This window comes from Serratia sp. CY56464 (assembly GCF_052168435.1).
Classification (GTDB): domain Bacteria; phylum Pseudomonadota; class Gammaproteobacteria; order Enterobacterales; family Enterobacteriaceae; genus Serratia; species Serratia marcescens.
The window spans coordinates 1,451,304-1,467,739 of sequence record NZ_JBJNMV010000001.1; the positions used below are offsets into that span (position 1 = coordinate 1,451,304).

The window sequence follows — 16,436 nt, forward strand, 5'->3', positions numbered from 1 at the left end:
CGGCTAGAGCGCGCCCTCATCCGGCACGCAGGGGCCGATCTTGAACCAGGCTTTGGCGATCCGCCCCTGCTCCACTTCATAGATGGCGATGACATCCATTTTGCCGCGCCCCTGCGGGAAATTGCGCGTCACCACCTCCTGATCGACCACCATATTGCCTACCGCCATGCGTTTTATCCGTTCGCCATACAGACTCGGCTCCTGGAAACGCACCAGATGCCGTTCCCGGATCGCCGCTTTGCCGCTGGCCAACAGCGTGTCTGGATGTTCGTAATACTGGGCGTCGTCCGCCCAGCAGGCCATAAAGGCCTCGATGTCGCGGGCGTTATAGGCGTCAAGCTGTTGTTGAACCACATCCTGCGGGCGTGCCGTTTTATCGTTCATCACATCCTCCTGCCGAAGTTAACCGCCGCATGCGTCGAACCCATCACGTTAACCGGCCCGTGCTGCAGCTTGATGACACGGTGAATTTTGAATAAAAAACCAAAAATAACGAATAAACAACCTATCACGCCCGATGAACAATTCAAGCGCCCGCGCATAAATTTTCTGCGCCGTGCCAGGGGCGATGAAAACCGCATGGCGCCGCGCGTTAATCTTTGCGACGGTGAGGGAAATTCTGCTAATTTAGCGTGAACAGCCTGACGATAACGAAACGCTATGCAGCAAAAACCGGTGTTGGACGAAGCCAGACAGTTAAAACGACTCAACGCCGCCACGCGGCGCCAATCCCATATGTACAAATGGATCGCGCTGATTGCGGCGCTGGATGCGCTGTTGGTGTTTTGGTATGACCGGGATATGCGCAACGTCACCTTCTCGGGAGCGGTTGCGCTGGTATGCGGCTATTTGTGGATCCGCGATCGCAACAAGGCCCGGTGTTATCGGCGCGAGTTCGACCGCAAATTCGGCAAGCGCAGCGGCGATTAAGGCTGCATCGCCTCCAGCACTTTAGCACTGTCGACGATCTGCACGAACTTCACGATTTTGCCGGCGCGCAGCGTATAAATATGCGCAAAAGAGGCGCTGAAGGATTTGCCGGTGGCCCGGTAGGTGCCGTGATAAAAACCCTGAGCGATCACGTTGTCGCCGGCGTCGTAAAAGTGATCGACGTCGGCGCGGTAACCTTGCCATTCGCTGCCCAGGCGCTGATGCACGTTCTTGATGATGTTCTCCGGGCCGATATAGGTACCGGCGTAAGGGAAACCGGCGGCTTCGGTCCACTCGGCATCGGGGGCCAGCGCCGCCAGCAGATTACGGCCGTTTTCTTCGGAGCTGCCTTCATAGGTTGCGCGCACTATTTCAAGAGGGGTTGGCATGTCTCTTCTCCAAATGGCTGATGAGGGTATTCCGGCCATCCCCGCGGACACAGGCTCTCACCAAGCGGAGACGGCGGAATGCGGCTATTCTAGGTTGCTTGTTTCGCTGCAAAAACCGCAGTTATGACAATAGTGGGTTGCACTTTAGTAAACAATAGCCATTTTTCTGTCATTTTCCCGGCATCCGACACGGCTATGCTGATTGACCGATTTTCCCCAACAGGAGCTGAACGTGTCTTTACCCTCGCTGACGCAAGAGTTGTTACAACCGTTTTCCCCCTACCAGACGCTGGCGCAAACGCTGTTGCCGCTCACCCTCGAGTCGGACGACGGTTCGCATGACGTGGCGCACCTGCATCGGGTCTGGAAGAACTGCCGTCGGATCAGCAAGCTGGAAGGCGGCGACCGGCGCATTCTCTGCGCGGCGGTGCTGCTGCACGACGCCGTCGCGGTGGAAAAGAATTCGCCGCAGCGCCATCTGGCCTCGCGCATGGCGGCGGAGCAAGCCACGCTGACGCTGACCCGGCTGGAATGGGCGCCGGCGGACATCGCGGCGGTGGCTCACGCCATTGAAGCGCACAGTTTTTCCGCCGGCATCCCGCCGCAAACGCTGGAGGCGAAGATCCTGCAGGATGCCGATCGCCTCGACGCTATCGGCCTTATCGGCGTGGCGCGCTGCTTCTATATCGGCGGCCGCATGCGCAGCGCGCTGTACGACGCCGCCGACCCGCGGGCTGAACATCGCCAATACGACGACAAGCGTTTCAGCCTGGATCACTTCGAAACCAAGCTGTTCAAACTGCAAGACGGCTTCCAGACCGCCGCCGGGCGGCAGATGGCCGAACAGCGCACCGAACGCATGCGGCGCTTTGTCGACGATCTGCTGGAAGAGGTGTAATGCCGGCCTATGGGGCATTTTCGTTATGCCCATAACATTTTCGGTCATATAACGCCGCTAAACTGTAAGTCAACTTCACCGAACGGGCGGCACAGATGAAAAAGTTGACGTTGAAAGAGATGACGGAAAGCGAACAGCGGGAAGTGAAAACCGAATTGGACAAGGCGCGTAAAAGCCATGGCAGGCCGCTGACCAATGCCGAACAGCACAAGGTCAAGGATGAAGTGGTGGCGCGCATCATGGCCGCCAGAGCGAAGCTCGCCAAGGCGGAGCGTGCAGAACGCAAAGCCAATCGCTACCGGCCGAGCGGCGACACTTTCAGTTGGTCCGCCACCATCGGCTCCCGCCCGCCGCGCTGAGCCAACTCAACCCTCCCCGCCGCGGCGGGGATTTTTATTTATTAGCCAAACTCATCCTCACCGGTGAATCATGAATAACAATGTTATCAATCTGTTGTAAATTGACAGTCTGATGAAGAATATTCATTATCACCCCACTTCCCCTTTTCGCGAGACTGCCATGGCCTACCCACGCAACGCTGATATTCTGATGACACCTGCGTTGCTCGTTGGCGGTTTGGCGGCGGTTACATCGAAGAAACAGACGCTCATTTGACCGGGGCGCGCTGTCCCGTCAGATGAGCTGACTGGATGGCACGCAACGCCCCGCCTTCAATTTTCTCATCTGGCTTCTCTGTCGGTCACACAGAAGGAATATTTTATGGCCTCATTTTCGGGTATTTGGGTGGCGATGGTTACCCCTTTCAATCACGACGCCGTCGACCTGCCGGCGGTGCAACGCCTGGCGCGGCACCTGCTCGACGCCGGCGTCGATGGTCTGGTGGTCTGCGGCTCCACCGGTGAAGCCGCTGCGCTGAGCAAAGAAGAACAGCTGGCGGTGCTCGACGCCGTATTGGAGGTGGCGCCTGCACGCCAGGTGGTGATGGGCCTTTCCGGCAATAACATGGCCGCCACGCTGCAAATGCAGCAGGCCATTCAGCTGCGCGACATCGCTGGCGTGCTGATCCCGGCGCCTTACTACATCCGCCCTTCGCAATGCGGCCTGATCGACTATTTTACCCAGCTGGCCGACGCCTCCGCCGTGCCGGTGATCCTGTACAACATTCCGCAGCGCACCGGCATCGCCATGGAGCTGGCCACGCTGCGCCGGCTCGCTCGCCATCCGCGCATCACCGCCATCAAGGACTGCGGCGGCAACCCTGACGCCACCATGGCGCTGATCGCCGATGGCGAAATCGATGTGATGACCGGGGAAGACAATCTGATCCTCACCACGCTGTGCCTCGGCGGCACCGGCGCCATCTCCGCCGCCGCGCATGTTCACCCGGAACGTTTCGTCCAGCTGGTGCAGCAGGTCGCCGCCGGCGATCTGGCCGCGGCGCGCAGCAACTTCTATGAGCTGCTGCCGATGATCCACCAGATGTTCAGCTTCCCGAATCCGGCGCCGGTCAAGACGGTGCTGGCCCAGCAGGGGCTGATCGCCAACGAATTGCGTTCGCCGATGCAGGTGGCGCCGCCGGCGCTGCAGCAACAGATCGCCGCGACGCTGGCGCAACTGCAGCCCGCAGAGGCGATCGTCGGTTAAATTTGTTAGCTAAGCCGCTGTAATTTTGGCGCCACGGGACTACGATGAGAGGTTAAGCATGCCCGTCATTCGTCATCAACAAGGAGCTTCCGATGAAACTGTTCTATAAAGCCGGCGCCTGTTCGCTGTCCCCGCATATCGTGCTGCGTGAGGCAGGGCTGGATTTTACGGCGGAGAAGGTCGATCTGGCGCAGAAGAAAACCGAGAGCGGCGCCGATTACCTCGCCATCAACCCCAAGGGACAGGTCCCGGCGCTGCTGCTGGATGACGGCAGCCTGCTGACCGAAGGCGTGGCGATCGTGCAATATCTGGCGGACCGCGTGCCGGATCGCAACCTGATCCCGGCGGCGGGCACCCTGTCGCGCTACCACGCGATCGAATGGCTGAACTACATTGCCACCGAGCTGCACAAAGGATTCAGCCCGCTGTTCAACCCGAAAACGCCCGAAGAATACAAAACCATCGCGCGCGCCAAGCTGGAGCAGCAGTTCAGCTATCTGGATTCGGTACTGGCGAAGCAGCACTTCCTGTTGGGGAGCCGTTTCAGCGTGGCTGACGCCTACCTGTTCACCGTGCTGCGCTGGGCATTCGCCCTGCAGTTTGACGTGCGCAAGCACGCCCATTTGGCGGCCTGGTTCGATCGCGTTGCGGCGCGCCCGGCGGTGGATGCGGCGCTGAACGCCGAAGGATTGAAGTAAACATTCGGCCCCGGTGGCTATCGCCGGGGCCCGTTGCACTTACAGTTTTACCGCTTTGAACTCGCTGCGCGGCTGCACGATCCGATCCTGCGCCGCCACTACCTGCAGCTCGTATTCCCCCATCTCCTGAGTCGTCAGCATCACCTCATACACGGCGGCGGTCACGTGCTCCAGCGCTTTATCCAGCGCCTCACCCTTCAGCAGATCCACCAGCAGCAGACCGCTGGTCAAATCGCCGACGCCGACCGGTTGACGCGCGCCGAAGTCCACCAGCGGCCGGCTGATGTGCCAAGCCTCGTCCGCCGTCACCAGCAGCATTTCGAAGCAGTCGGCGTGATAGCCGGCGCGGGCCAGGTGCTTGACCAGCACCAGCCGCGGCCCTTTGGCGATCAGCGCGCGGGCGGCCTGCACCGCATCGGCCACGTTGGCGACGGCCATCTGGCTCAGCATCTCCAACTCCAGCAGGTTCGGCGCCATCATGTCGCTGCACGGCAACGCCTGGCGACAGTGAAACTCGGCCACGCCCGGCGCCACGATGCAGCCTTTTTCCGGATGTCCCATCACCGGATCGCAGAAATACCAGGCATTCGGGTTCGCCTGCTTAACCTGACGCACGATCTCCAGAATATGGTCGCCCTGCTCCGGCGAACCGATATAACCGCTCAATACCGCATCACAGCGCTTCAGCTGATCGATATTGGCGATGCCCTGCGCGATCTCGGTCAGGTGATTGGCCGGCATGACGCAGCCGGTCCACTGGCCGTATTGCGTATGGTTGGAGAACTGTACCGTGTTCAGCGGCCAGACGTTGACGCCCATGCGGCGCATCGGAAATTCAGCCGCACTGTTGCCGGCGTGACCAAACACCACGTGCGACTGGATAGAAAGAATGTTTTTCATCGGAACAACTGACCTCGCCATGCCGTGTGCATCAGCCCGCGGCGAAATGATAATGGGTGCACAACGCGAAAACGTCATGCCGGCGCTGTTAAAAACAAGAAATGAGAGGAATTTTTATGCTTTCGACGGCGGCATATTGTAGCGAAAAGTCCGATCCAAAAAAAGCCGAGAACCGACCGACAAGGCAGTGACAGCGGGAAAAATCAGGCCATCCTCAGACTGGCCTAACATTGCATTTCGGCCCTTATGAACTGTAATTGTCTATTCATTCACTATCACTTCAGCGTATCCAGAGGATATATTTCATGAGCTTACTGAAACTTCAATGGGGAAAGAAGGCCGATGCCAATACCTTGACTTATTTAGCTAAACAGCTTGAGAAAAGCGCTGATAGCCAAAGTGAGTCAGGTGCCTTCGCCGACGCGGCCGCTCTCGATACCTTTGGCCGTTCGCTCGCCAGCGGGACACCTTCCGTCGAGCAGTTTAAGCTGCTGGCCAGCGCCCGCCACTTCCTGCGGGCTGACAACAACGAAAAAATCTACGCTTCGCTGTATCACGAAAATCTGAGCCAGGATGTCTCCCTGGCCTTGCTACAGAACGCCGGCCACGATCGATACCAAACCAGCATCGCGTCATTCTGCAAGGGGATGCTCCCACTCGACGGCGCTCGTGAGCCTCAGTCGACGGATGTCGCCGCCTATCAACTCAAGATCGCTCAACCGCTGAATTACACGCCTATCGCCGAATTGTCGCTCTCCGCCGACGGCATATTGAGCGGCTCGGTGAACACCGGCAGTCAGCATCCGTTGAGTCCTGAGGAATTGGCCGCTCTGACGCACGTCTTTCTTAATGTGAATGCCTCGGCCGCCGTTGATTTCAGCCATTCGCCCCAGTTGAAAGAGGTGACCTTGCAAGGGAGTGCGCCAACCGATACCACCGCCCTGAACTCGCTAAAAAATAAGGGATTCGCTTTGCGGCTTAATCTGGATGATAACCCTTACTTCAAAACGGTAGACAAGATTACATTTGGTACCGAACGGGATGTGGTGGTGATTTCCGATAAGTTCGATCTCGCCAATGCCAAAATGGAAATTCTTTTTGGCATCGGTGGTGCCAGTCTGTTTTGGAATGGCAATGGCGTGAATCATAGCGCCAATATTGTCAGCACGACGTTCACCGCACAGAACTATTTTGATGCGGATGGCGTTATTTCCGCCAACCTGATCTTAAAGGATATCTATCTGACCACAACGGCAAGCGGCAGTATTGAAGGAATAATCAAAACCAATGTTAACCAGTTCCAATTCTTTCCTCAGATCGATCTGGCAGGTTATCGCGGTACCGGAAACATTTATCTGGATGGCAAATTGATCGCGACAGAAGGCGCCAACGTATTCGATTATGGCGTAATCAATCAAACGGCCAGTATTTATAACGACCATTATACAGGCGTCACCCACTTACAGCAGGCGCCCCATGCTGTAAAAAGTGGTGACGGTTATTACTGGACGGGAAGTCAAGGGCTTACGCTTTCCGGTTTCGCCGATAATGTACATATCATCAATCTTCCCGTCTTCGACACGCTGCCTTTTCTCACCATCAACGGCGATGCCGGTGCGCAGAGCAAGCTTCACCTGGAACTGGCGCCGGTTACGCCTCCCTCGACGTTATTTGGCCCTTGGGGGGTAAGCATCGGAAATAGCGCCATCGAACGCCTGGACGCAGGAACGCTCAGTTTCGCCAGCCATTTCATTGGTGCACGGCCGCAAGAAGAGCTGCGGCTGTATGCCAATGGTTCGAAACTCGCCTCGGTGGCGCTGGAAGGCGCCGGCAACAATATTTCCAAGATCAACATCAGCGGCATAGGAAAGCTGGAAGTGACGGTAAAAGCTGACTTTAGCGACAGCTTGAAACATATTGTTATTGAACCCATTTTCGATCCCATGAATGAAGGGATCCCGCGCGTTGAAACCGATCTGAAGCTGGATAAGGCCGGCAGCGGCGGCGGCGAGTTTTATAAACTGCTATCCGCACTGAACGACCCGAGCGCCTATGGCGGTATTATCGGCGCACTGACCGGCGAACAGATCAACATCCAGTACACCAATACTCAGACCCTGACTATCAAAGGCAATACCACGCTGAATAACCTGGCGATGGCCAATCAATACGCGCACCACAACAAAATCAACTTTGAACAAAGCACGATCGACAGCATGGTCACGATTAACACTCTCACGCCGACCGACACGCTTACCGTTGGTGTTCGGGGTCAACAGTGGCTGTTCGACAGCGAAAAATCCGGCAATATCGTGCCTTATGGCAGCCTGACGCAAATGGCCGACATCAATACCCTGTTTGATTCATTAACCGTCGCAGACGACAGCACGGCGCAAGATATATTTGCTCAGGCGCTATCAAAAATAACCCATGGCGGCAGTGAAAATAATCTGCAAAGCGTAGGCGTGTTCAAGTTGGCAACCAATGCATACATTATCATTGATAATAATCACAATAAGCAATTTGACGCTGAGGACATTGTATTCTCCTTGGGAGATAAAGATATTTATGAGATTGCAGCAAACCTTCATTATCGGGCGCCGACTATTGATCTTGCCGGCACTTCCACCCCATCCGTCACAGAGCTAAGTTTGGTCTAACTCTCTGCGGGTGCGGTCGCCTCAAACGGCGGCCGCATTCGCGAAAAATACAGAATTTCCTTAGGCTCAACCGCATTGCAATCATGTGGATTTGGACTGTACTTGTTGATGCTTATTTTTTGTCAACACAGGGGTTAACATGAGTTTATTATCGTCACAACAGGATGTAGCCATCCTTTTTTATGCCACACTCGGTAAAAAAGCCGATAGCGCCGCATTAAACTTCTTTGCCCGCCAGCTGGAATCGGGGCAGTACAGCAGAGATCAACTGGCCGAAAAATTCATCCAGTCTCAAGATGGGCATCATCGCTATGACGGCCTGACAACGTCGCAAAAAATTCAATACATCTATAAAAATACGACAGGCGCCGATCCAGCACCCGATTTGCTGGCCACGCTGGTCGCGCAAGCCAATGCAGGAAAAACGCTGGGGCTGATTACCAAGGATCTTATCGCCGGCGTGAAGAGCTATATGGGTGATGCTGCGGCACCGGTCGCACAGCAACAGCATTTGTTTGATATTATTGATACAACCTTACACCCCGCTTTGTCCCCCTATCCCGCGAATGCTGAAGCGGCAGCCGATATTCAAGCCCTGTTTTACATCGTAGGCAGCCTCGCGGTGGCGGAAGGCGTCAATTATTGGAGCCAGGTGCTGGCGACAGGAAAAGCTGACGCCAGCTATATTGCCGGCCGTTTCGTCGATACGCGTAGCGCGTTGACCACGTTAAGTAATGAAGACTTCGTCAAAACCGTCTATAAAAATACTTTCGGCGTTGATGCTGGCGCAAGCGAGCTCGCCAATTATGTCACCGGGTTGAATAATCACACCGAAACGCGAGGCGACGTCATCATGCGTCTGATCGCCGATATTCGCAACGACACAGCACATGCCGCCGCCAAACAGGCTTTTCTTAATGCTACCCATGTCTACGCTGCGGGTGAGATGGCTGCGGCCAACTATCAGGAAAGCGTGGCGCTGCTCTTTCTGCAACTGGGGAAAAAGGCCACGCTGGAATCAACCGGACTGGACAGTTACAGCAAATTCCTCGCCGCGGGGAACTCCGAGCTCGATCTGCTGACCATTCTGGCTAAATCCTCCCCCTTCAAAGATGCCGCAGACTTCGCCAGGATTTATCACGAACTGTATTACGGCCCGGCGCTGAGCGAACTGCAAAAACAGGCAATTTTGCTCAAAGCCGGCAATAATCCGCTGCAGGCGACGCTGAATATTTTGCATGCGTTCCGCAGCGGGGAAGCGCCGCTGGAGGGCGGAGTCAGCCCAAGTCACGAGCAACTCGTCAATCTCGAATACAAAATTGGCAGCGAGCTGGGATACCAGATCCGCGGCAACGTCACGATGTCGAATGCCGACGGCGCCCTCAACGGCAGCCTGAATACCGGTAAGCAACACGCGTTAAGCCATGCGGAAATCAGCCAGCTGCGCGAGATCACCCTTAACGCCGAGATCGGCTCCGCGGTCGATCTCAGCTTTGCCAAATCGTTGCAAAAAGTCACGCTGCAGGGCGACTTCGCCACCAGTGAAGCAATGCTTCAATCGCTGAGAAACCTGAATGTCACCCTTTTTCTTAGCGAGGGCAACCTGCTGAACGCCCCCGAAGGGATTAACTTTTCCAACGTGAAGAACAGCACCGTCGTCGCCGACCGGCTCGATATGACGACGGCAGCCGCGCAAATCAATCTGGCCGCCGGGAAGCATCAGCTTGTCTGGCAAGGCAATGCCACCGCCGACAGCGGCAATAGGGTCAGCCGTGATTTCAAAGCGACGGCGCTTAATAGCGATCCCGAGACATCTTACTATAGTGTCTCAGCCAATTTTTTCACCAAGGTCGTCCACCTGACGGCCAGCGTCGGCGGCGGCTATGACGCTGAAATTACAAATAACGTTAATCAGTTCCTATATTTCAACTATGTAGATTTGACCCACTATCGCGGTACCGGAGAGATTTATCTTAACGGGCAGCGGGTCGCTACCGAAGGCAACAAGGTATTTGACTTTGGGGTGTTCACGCAAGAAGCCACCGTCTCCCACCCGATTTACGGTAACATCAACTCGCTAAAACAAGGCGAAATGGCGCAACCCAATGCTTCGCAAAACGCTACGGGGTCGGCTGGAGGGGTAATTACGGCCTACTCCGGAGATTTAACGCTGCTCAACGTCAGCAGCGGACAGTTTACCCTCGGCGGCGACTTGACCGCGAAAAGCCGTATCCACATCAGCGATACGGCACATAGCGACGACAGTTTTAAATTATTCTTTACCGATACGGCTAGCCATACGGTAACCAACCTCAATATGGGTACTTTCAGCTTTACATCGAACCATAAAGAAACGCTCGAAATCCGTATGGGCAGCAATCTCGACATTGTGCAAAATCGCACGTTGACCCTGAGCGGCGGGGACAACTCGATTAGCACGTTGATGCTGAGCGGCTATATGTACACAGGCGATAAGCCGCTGGTGCTTAATCTGACCGTTGCCGCAGATTTTAGTGATAACCTGAAAACCATCATAGGCAGCGAATTTACCGATGAACGCCGTTATTACTCCGACATGAAGCTGTTCCTCGTCGCAGAAAAAGGCGGCACCGGCGGCGGCGCTTTCTACAACACGCTAAACACGCTGGCCAATAAAGACGATTTCGCCCATGTCATTGCCGAACTTGCCGGCGACCAGTTAACGGTCGACCGCACTGGATTGACCGTCTATAAAGCCGACGTTAAGGGCAACACGACGTTGGATAGCGCCGGTACGTTACATTTTACCGATAGCAAAATAGACAATATGGTCACGCTCAATACCGGCTATGCCAACAGCGTCATCTCCGTGGGAGAAACCGACAACCCGTGGGTTTTCTCCAAGACAGGAGACAAGACCGCAACCTTGTACGGCAGCGCCACCACCCAAGCTGAGTTACAAAATGCGTTCAGTGGCCTGAATGCGACGGACAATGCCCAAGCGCTGTTCTCACAGGTACTGGCGAAAATAACGAACGGCGCCAGCACCAATAACCTGGCGGAAGTCGGATTGCTAAAGTTGGACAAATCGCTCTATGTCATCGTGGATAGCAATCATAATCACAGCTTTGACGCCGATGATGTGGTGTTCTCGATCGGCAATCAGGATCCTTATCTGGCTGCCGTCTCTCTGCACTACCACTCGCCCGCCGTCACCGTGAACGGTGTTGCGGCCGAAAACTCGCTGCCGGAGGCGTTTGCCTAATCGTCATCCGCGCCATGCGATAAAAAAAGCCCGGGGAGCTCCCCGGGCTTTTCATGTCATATAGACTGGCTGACGCTTACTGCCAATCCACCAGGCAGTAATGCTTTTTGCCGCGACGCAACAGCGTGTAGCGGCCGAACAGACGGTCTGAATCGCTGAAGCGGTATTCGGCATCGGACTGCTTCTCGCCGTTGATGGTCACCGCGTTGGAGCCGATCATGGTGCGCGCCTGGCCGCGTGACGGCACCAGTTCGGCATTCACCAGCGCCTGCTGCAGATCGGCGTCGCGCTCAAGTTTGATGGTCGGCATGCCGTCCTGCGCCAGTTGGGCGAAGTCCGCTTCGGTCATGTCGTGCAGCGCACCGGAGAACAGACTCTGGGTGATGCGCTTGGCGGCCGCCAGGCCTTCCGCACCGTGCACCATGCCGGTCACTTCTTCCGCCAGCACGTACTGGGCGCGTGGCGCCTTACCGCTGTTCTTGTCTTCTTCTTCCAGCGCGTTGATGTCTTCCAGGCTCATGAAGGTGAAGAACTTCAGGAAGCGGTAGACGTCGGCGTCGGCGGTGTTGATCCAGAACTGGTAGAACTTGTACGGGCTGGTTTTTTCCGGCGCCAGCCAGACCGCGCCGCCCTCGGTTTTACCGAACTTGGTGCCGTCGGCTTTGGTGATCAACGGCACGGTCAGGCCGAACACCTGCTTCTGGTGCTGACGGCGCGTCAGATCGATACCCGAGGTGATATTGCCCCACTGATCGGAACCGCCGATCTGCAGTTCCACCTGGTGGCGGTTATACAGCTCGGAGAAATCGTAGCCCTGCAGCAGGTTATACGAGAACTCAGTGAAGGAGATGCCGGAGTCGTCGCGATTCAGACGCTGCTTGACCGCTTCCTTGTTGATCATCTGGTTGACGGAGAAGTGCTTGCCGATGTCACGCAGGAAGGTCAGCACGTTCATGCCGCCGAACCAGTCGTAGTTGTTGGCCGCGATAGCGCTGTTGTCGCCGCAGTCGAAATCGAGGAACGGGGAAACCTGTTTGCGGATCTTCTCGACCCACTCGTTCACCGTATCGGTGGTGTTCAGCTTGCGCTCCGCCGCTTTGAAGCTCGGATCGCCGATGAGGCCAGTGGCGCCGCCCACCAACGCTACCGGCTTGTGGCCGGCCAGTTGGAAGCGCTTCAGGCACAACAGAGGAACCAGATGGCCCAAATGCAAGCTGTCAGCGGTCGGATCGAAACCGCAATACAGTGCAATTGGCCCTTGCGCCAGTCGCTCCGCTAACGCTTCCTCATCCGTAACCTGGGCAACGAGGCCCCGCTCTTGCAGTTGTTTAATCAAGTTGCTGCTTGCCATCAATGACTCCATGTATAAACGAATGCACCTTTGCCGGTACACGGCCTTTCGCCCAGTGGCGAAATAAAAATTCAGGATAGCGCATAGAATAAAGCGCCGGCGGCATCAGCACCAGCGCTTAGAGAGGATTTTCCGCCTTCAGGGTGCCAGTCGGTCAATTTTCCAGTCATTCCCGTCCCGCTGATACAGGAAACGGTCATGCAGGCGATGGGCGCCGCCTTGCCAGAACTCGACAGAGTCAAATTTCACGCGGAATCCGCCCCAGAAACTCGGCAACGGCACCTCGCCCTGCTGGAACTTCTGCTTCAGCTCGAGGAATTTGCTTTCCAGCACGCCGCGCGCGGAAATGCGCGACGATTGTTGCGAGACCCAGGCGCCGATCTGGCTGTCCTTCGGCCGGCTGTTAAAATACTTCAGCACCTCGAGCGTCGACAGACGCTCCGCCTGGCCGAGGAAAATCACCTGGCGATCGAGCATGTGCCAGGGGAACAGCAGGCTGATATGCGGGTTGTGCGCCAGCTGTTGCGCCTTGCGGCTGCCGAGGTTGGTGTAGAACACCAGCCCCTGCTCATCGAAATGCTTCAGCAGCACGATGCGTTGATAAGGCTGGCCGTGTTCGTCGACGGTCGCGACGCACATGGCGGTGGGATCCGCCAGGCGCGCGTCGCAGGCCTGTTTCAACCAACGCTCGAACAGTTCGAGCGGGCTGGCGGTCAGATCGTTGCGGCGCAGGCCGCCCCGGGTGTATTCACGGCGCAGGTCCGCAACATCAAACTCATTCTTTTCAATCATCTGGGTTATCGACCAACTGAAAAAATCCGTCGTTACATTCTGCGCCTGCGGCGTCAGGAACTCAATCGCTCCGACGCCGCCGTCAACCCTCACTCCGTCAACACGCAGTCGCTCATGACTACCTTGCCGTTGCGCTCAAGATAGGCGTTACGGTCTTTCGACCAAAAAGTGTATTTACCGTCGCTGTATTTGGCGCCGGTCAGCGCCAGCACCTGCTTAAGATGCAGCTGCTCGCCATCCATCAGCAGGCTGACTTCACTCGCCTTGCCGTCGAGCGCCACCGTCAGCGGCGTAGTGCCACACTGATAGTGCATCGTCTGGCTGCTCTGCGGCAGGATGTAACTGCAGCCGGACAGCGCCAGCGCGCCGGCGACGAAAAAGACTTTTTTCATGCTGTTGCTCCTTAGAAAAATCCTCACAGGCTATCCTAACAGAGCTAACGGCCCCCCAATGGCAAAACCGGATAAATCCCACCCAGCACCGTTTCACGGCTGGCGCCGGTTACCGAAGGCAGATTGCCGGCCTGGCCGGACAGCGTACGGAAGGCCAGCCAGGCAAAGGCCAACGCCTCCATGTCGTCACCGCTGACGCCGAAATCGTCGGTCAGCCCAACTTCCGTGCCCGGCAGCAGCGCCGACAAACGCGCCATCAGCAGCGTGTTGCGCGCCCCGCCGCCGCACACCAACAGACGCTCGCACCCGCCGGCCAGCTGCACCTGTTCGCTGATGCTGACGGCGGTCAGTTCCGTGAGCGTGGCCTGTACGTCGACCGGCGCAATCGCCGGCAATCCGGCCAGCTGCCGTTCCAGCCAAGCGATATTGAAATACTCGCGGCCGGTGCTTTTCGGCGCCGGCTGCGCGAAGTACGGATCCGCCAGCATCTGCTGCAACAACGGCAAGCAGACCCGCCCCTGCATCGCCCAGCCGCCGTCCTGATCATAAGGCTGCGCGCGGTGGCGCCACACCCAGGCGTCCATCAGCATGTTGCCCGGCCCGGTATCGAAACCGCGCACCGCCGTACCGGGCAACAGCAGAGAAAGGTTGGCGATGCCGCCGACGTTTAGCACCATGCGCCGCTCGACGGGATGCCCAAGCAGCGCCTGATGAAATGCCGGCACCAGCGGGGCGCCCTGCCCACCGTACGCCATGTCACGCCGGCGGAAATCGCCGACGGTGGTGATATTGGTCAGCGCGGCGATGCGGTTGTTATCGCCGAGCTGCATCGAGAAACGCGCGTCGCCTTCCGGCTCGTGCCACACCGTCTGGCCGTGGCAACCGATGGCGGTGACCTGCTCCGCGTCGATGCCGGTTTGCTTCAGCAGGCCGAGCACCGCCTCGCCGAACAGCGAGCCCAACTGCGCGTCCAGCCGGCCGACGGCGGCCAACGTAGTTTGCTGCCCCTGGCACATCCCTAGGATCTCTTTTTTCAACGCCATCGGCATCGGATGGCTATAGCTGGCCTGCTGCGCCACCATGCGATCGTCGATCGCGGCCAATACCACATCGATTCCGTCCAGACTGGTGCCGGACATGACGCCTATATAGCGGCCTGACTTCATAGCAACATCCTCTAACCCGCGCGGTAAGCAAAATTTATCCTGACAAATAAACCAGAATTGCCGGATTAACGCCATGAATTATGATGCTTTTTTTACGCACCGTGAGCCAGATGCCCCCTGGCGCCGCTGTGGCACGGGCTATGTGTTAAACCGTGCCATAACAGGCGACGGAATGTCGCCAAGGCTGTCATAAAGGTAAACCGCGGTTTATTATTGGTTGAACAGAGAAAAGTTAAGCTGCATGCAGCGATGAAGCATGGCGGTGTGTCAACTTTCAGCCATACTTTGTCTATCATTTTCACTGAATCTTGCCTGGTGAGCATTGCCAGGTTATGGACTACTACCATCAGGAGTTTTATATGATCAAGCGTCTTCTCGTCGTTGCCGTCGCCGCCGTTACGCTGGCCGGCTGTGCCAATGAATCCATGTCCGGCGATGTCTACTCGTCCTCGCAGGCCAAGCAGGTACAGACCGTCACCTACGGGACGCTGGTTTCCGTGCGTCCGGTTAAAATTCAGGGCGGCGAAGGCTCCAACGCCATGGGGATGATCGGCGGCGCGGTGATTGGCGGGCTGTTGGGCAACACCGTTGGCGGCGGCACCGGTCGTACGCTGGCTACCGCGGCGGGCGCTATTGCCGGCGGCGCGGCGGGTAACAGCATCGGTGAAGTGGCCGGTCGGACCTCCGGCTACGAGCTGGAAATCAAGACCGACCAGAAAGAGAACATCGTGGTGGTACAGAAAGCGGGCGACACCAAGTTCAGCCCTGGCCAGCGTGTGCGCATGGCGCGCATGGGCGACACCATCACCGTTTCCCCGCTGTAAGTCAGTCGGCGACAAACGGCAAACCGGAGGCAATCGCCTCCGGTTTTATTTCTGATGCTGTGAAACTGTAATCGTAGAAAATAAGAATATTATTATTTGTTCTGCAGTTCGGTGATATTTTGTTCTAACTTGCCAATCAGCCCTACCAACAGATGCACTTCGTCGGCGGTAATGCCGCTTAAAATCTCACTGCGTGTAGACGTGATCACGCTGTCCACTTCCCTGATGATCGGATCGGCCGCCTCGGTCAGCTTGATGCGCTTCGCGCGGCGATCGTTGGCACAGGTGTGACGCGTGATCAGCCCCTTCTCCTCCAATTGGTCCAGCGTGCGAACCAGTGACGGTTGCTCGATACCGATCGCCTTGGCCAACTGGATTTGCGACTGCTCCGGCGGCAAACGATTGATATTGTGCAAAGTGACCCAGTGCGTTTGGGTCAGCTCCAACGGCTTGAGCCGATGATCGATGAGCGCGCGCCAAACACGAACTAATCGTGCTAAATCTGAACCTAATGTTGACTCCACTTCCCCCTCCTTATAATTAGCATGCTAACATTACCTCCCAGAGTTTAGACTATTTTGGGTAAC

16 protein-coding genes are annotated in these 16,436 nt (G+C 56.7%); 8 read left to right on the top strand and 8 right to left on the bottom strand.

Features of this window, described 5'->3' with window-relative positions; translation table 11 throughout:
* Window positions 1-3 precede the first annotated feature (3 nt).
* On the bottom strand, window positions 4-384 hold the full coding sequence (locus tag ACJ8KE_RS06995) for a nuclear transport factor 2 family protein (RefSeq protein WP_015377744.1): 381 nt from the start codon (window positions 382-384) through the stop codon (window positions 4-6).
* Window positions 385-660: 276 nt separating this feature from the next.
* Here ACJ8KE_RS06995 and ACJ8KE_RS07000 point away from each other — a divergent pair, with 276 nt between their 5' ends.
* On the top strand, window positions 661-930 hold the full coding sequence (locus ACJ8KE_RS07000; protein ID WP_442517181.1) for a hypothetical protein: 270 nt from the start codon (window positions 661-663) through the stop codon (window positions 928-930).
* On the opposite strand, the gene ACJ8KE_RS07005 is transcribed toward ACJ8KE_RS07000, so the two are convergent.
* Window positions 927-1,319 carry a nuclear transport factor 2 family protein gene (locus ACJ8KE_RS07005; protein ID WP_004938379.1) on the bottom strand — a complete coding sequence of 131 codons (393 nt, stop codon included), beginning with the start codon at window positions 1,317-1,319 and terminating at the stop codon, window positions 927-929. The two genes, ACJ8KE_RS07000 and ACJ8KE_RS07005, sit on opposite strands and share 4 nt — an antisense overlap.
* Before the next feature lie 202 nt (window positions 1,320-1,521).
* On the opposite strand from ACJ8KE_RS07005, the gene ACJ8KE_RS07010 reads away from it, so the two are divergent.
* The 4 genes from ACJ8KE_RS07010 (at window position 1,522) to gstA (ending at window position 4,520) form a co-directional block, all read left to right on the top strand.
* Window positions 1,522-2,217 (top strand): HD domain-containing protein, encoded by a 696-nt coding sequence (locus ACJ8KE_RS07010; protein ID WP_079449294.1) that lies wholly within the window; start codon window positions 1,522-1,524, stop codon window positions 2,215-2,217.
* 95 nt (window positions 2,218-2,312) lie between these two features.
* The gene (locus tag ACJ8KE_RS07015) at window positions 2,313-2,576 is read left to right on the top strand and encodes a DUF3811 domain-containing protein (RefSeq protein ID WP_004938373.1); all 264 of its coding nucleotides are present in this window, start codon (window positions 2,313-2,315) and stop codon (window positions 2,574-2,576) included.
* A 361-nt stretch (window positions 2,577-2,937) separates the two neighbouring features.
* A complete protein-coding gene (gene dapA, locus ACJ8KE_RS07020) occupies window positions 2,938-3,822 on the top strand; it encodes a 4-hydroxy-tetrahydrodipicolinate synthase (protein ID WP_049300527.1) in 885 nt (294 codons plus the stop codon).
* A gap of 92 nt (window positions 3,823-3,914) precedes the next feature.
* A complete protein-coding gene (gene gstA / locus ACJ8KE_RS07025; protein WP_016927904.1) occupies window positions 3,915-4,520 on the top strand; it encodes a glutathione transferase GstA in 606 nt (201 codons plus the stop codon).
* Window positions 4,521-4,559: 39 nt separating this feature from the next.
* On the opposite strand, the gene pdxY is transcribed toward gstA, so the two are convergent.
* Complete coding sequence (gene pdxY, locus ACJ8KE_RS07030; protein ID WP_033640488.1) at window positions 4,560-5,420, bottom strand: pyridoxal kinase PdxY; 861 nt, start codon at window positions 5,418-5,420, stop codon at window positions 4,560-4,562.
* A gap of 305 nt (window positions 5,421-5,725) precedes the next feature.
* Between pdxY and ACJ8KE_RS07035 the strand changes: the two genes are divergently transcribed.
* Both ACJ8KE_RS07035 and ACJ8KE_RS07040 read left to right on the top strand, forming a co-directional pair.
* Window positions 5,726-8,080, top strand: a complete 2,355-nt coding sequence (locus ACJ8KE_RS07035; RefSeq protein ID WP_305178950.1) for a hypothetical protein — start codon at window positions 5,726-5,728, stop codon at window positions 8,078-8,080.
* Between the two features lie 139 nt (window positions 8,081-8,219).
* A complete protein-coding gene (locus ACJ8KE_RS07040; RefSeq protein ID WP_097102141.1) occupies window positions 8,220-11,324 on the top strand; it encodes a DUF4214 domain-containing protein in 3,105 nt (1,034 codons plus the stop codon).
* Between the two features lie 76 nt (window positions 11,325-11,400).
* Here ACJ8KE_RS07040 and tyrS read toward each other — a convergent pair whose 3' ends face one another.
* From tyrS to anmK, 4 genes are all read right to left on the bottom strand, one after another.
* Entirely contained in the window at window positions 11,401-12,675 is a 1,275-nt protein-coding gene (tyrS, locus tag ACJ8KE_RS07045) for a tyrosine--tRNA ligase (RefSeq protein WP_049300531.1), read from the bottom strand.
* A gap of 138 nt (window positions 12,676-12,813) precedes the next feature.
* On the bottom strand, window positions 12,814-13,467 hold the full coding sequence (gene pdxH / locus ACJ8KE_RS07050) for a pyridoxamine 5'-phosphate oxidase (protein WP_028128179.1): 654 nt from the start codon (window positions 13,465-13,467) through the stop codon (window positions 12,814-12,816).
* Between the two features lie 89 nt (window positions 13,468-13,556).
* The gene (locus ACJ8KE_RS07055; protein WP_016927910.1) at window positions 13,557-13,859 is read right to left on the bottom strand and encodes an MliC family protein; all 303 of its coding nucleotides are present in this window, start codon (window positions 13,857-13,859) and stop codon (window positions 13,557-13,559) included.
* 44 nt (window positions 13,860-13,903) lie between these two features.
* Entirely contained in the window at window positions 13,904-15,025 is a 1,122-nt protein-coding gene (anmK, locus tag ACJ8KE_RS07060; protein WP_016927911.1) for an anhydro-N-acetylmuramic acid kinase, read from the bottom strand.
* Window positions 15,026-15,384: 359 nt separating this feature from the next.
* Here anmK and ACJ8KE_RS07065 point away from each other — a divergent pair, with 359 nt between their 5' ends.
* Window positions 15,385-15,849 carry a glycine zipper 2TM domain-containing protein gene (locus ACJ8KE_RS07065; RefSeq protein ID WP_028128178.1) on the top strand — a complete coding sequence of 155 codons (465 nt, stop codon included), beginning with the start codon at window positions 15,385-15,387 and terminating at the stop codon, window positions 15,847-15,849.
* Between the two features lie 92 nt (window positions 15,850-15,941).
* Here ACJ8KE_RS07065 and slyA read toward each other — a convergent pair whose 3' ends face one another.
* Complete coding sequence (slyA, locus tag ACJ8KE_RS07070) at window positions 15,942-16,373, bottom strand: transcriptional regulator SlyA (protein ID WP_004931301.1); 432 nt, start codon at window positions 16,371-16,373, stop codon at window positions 15,942-15,944.
* Window positions 16,374-16,436: the final 63 nt, after the last annotated feature.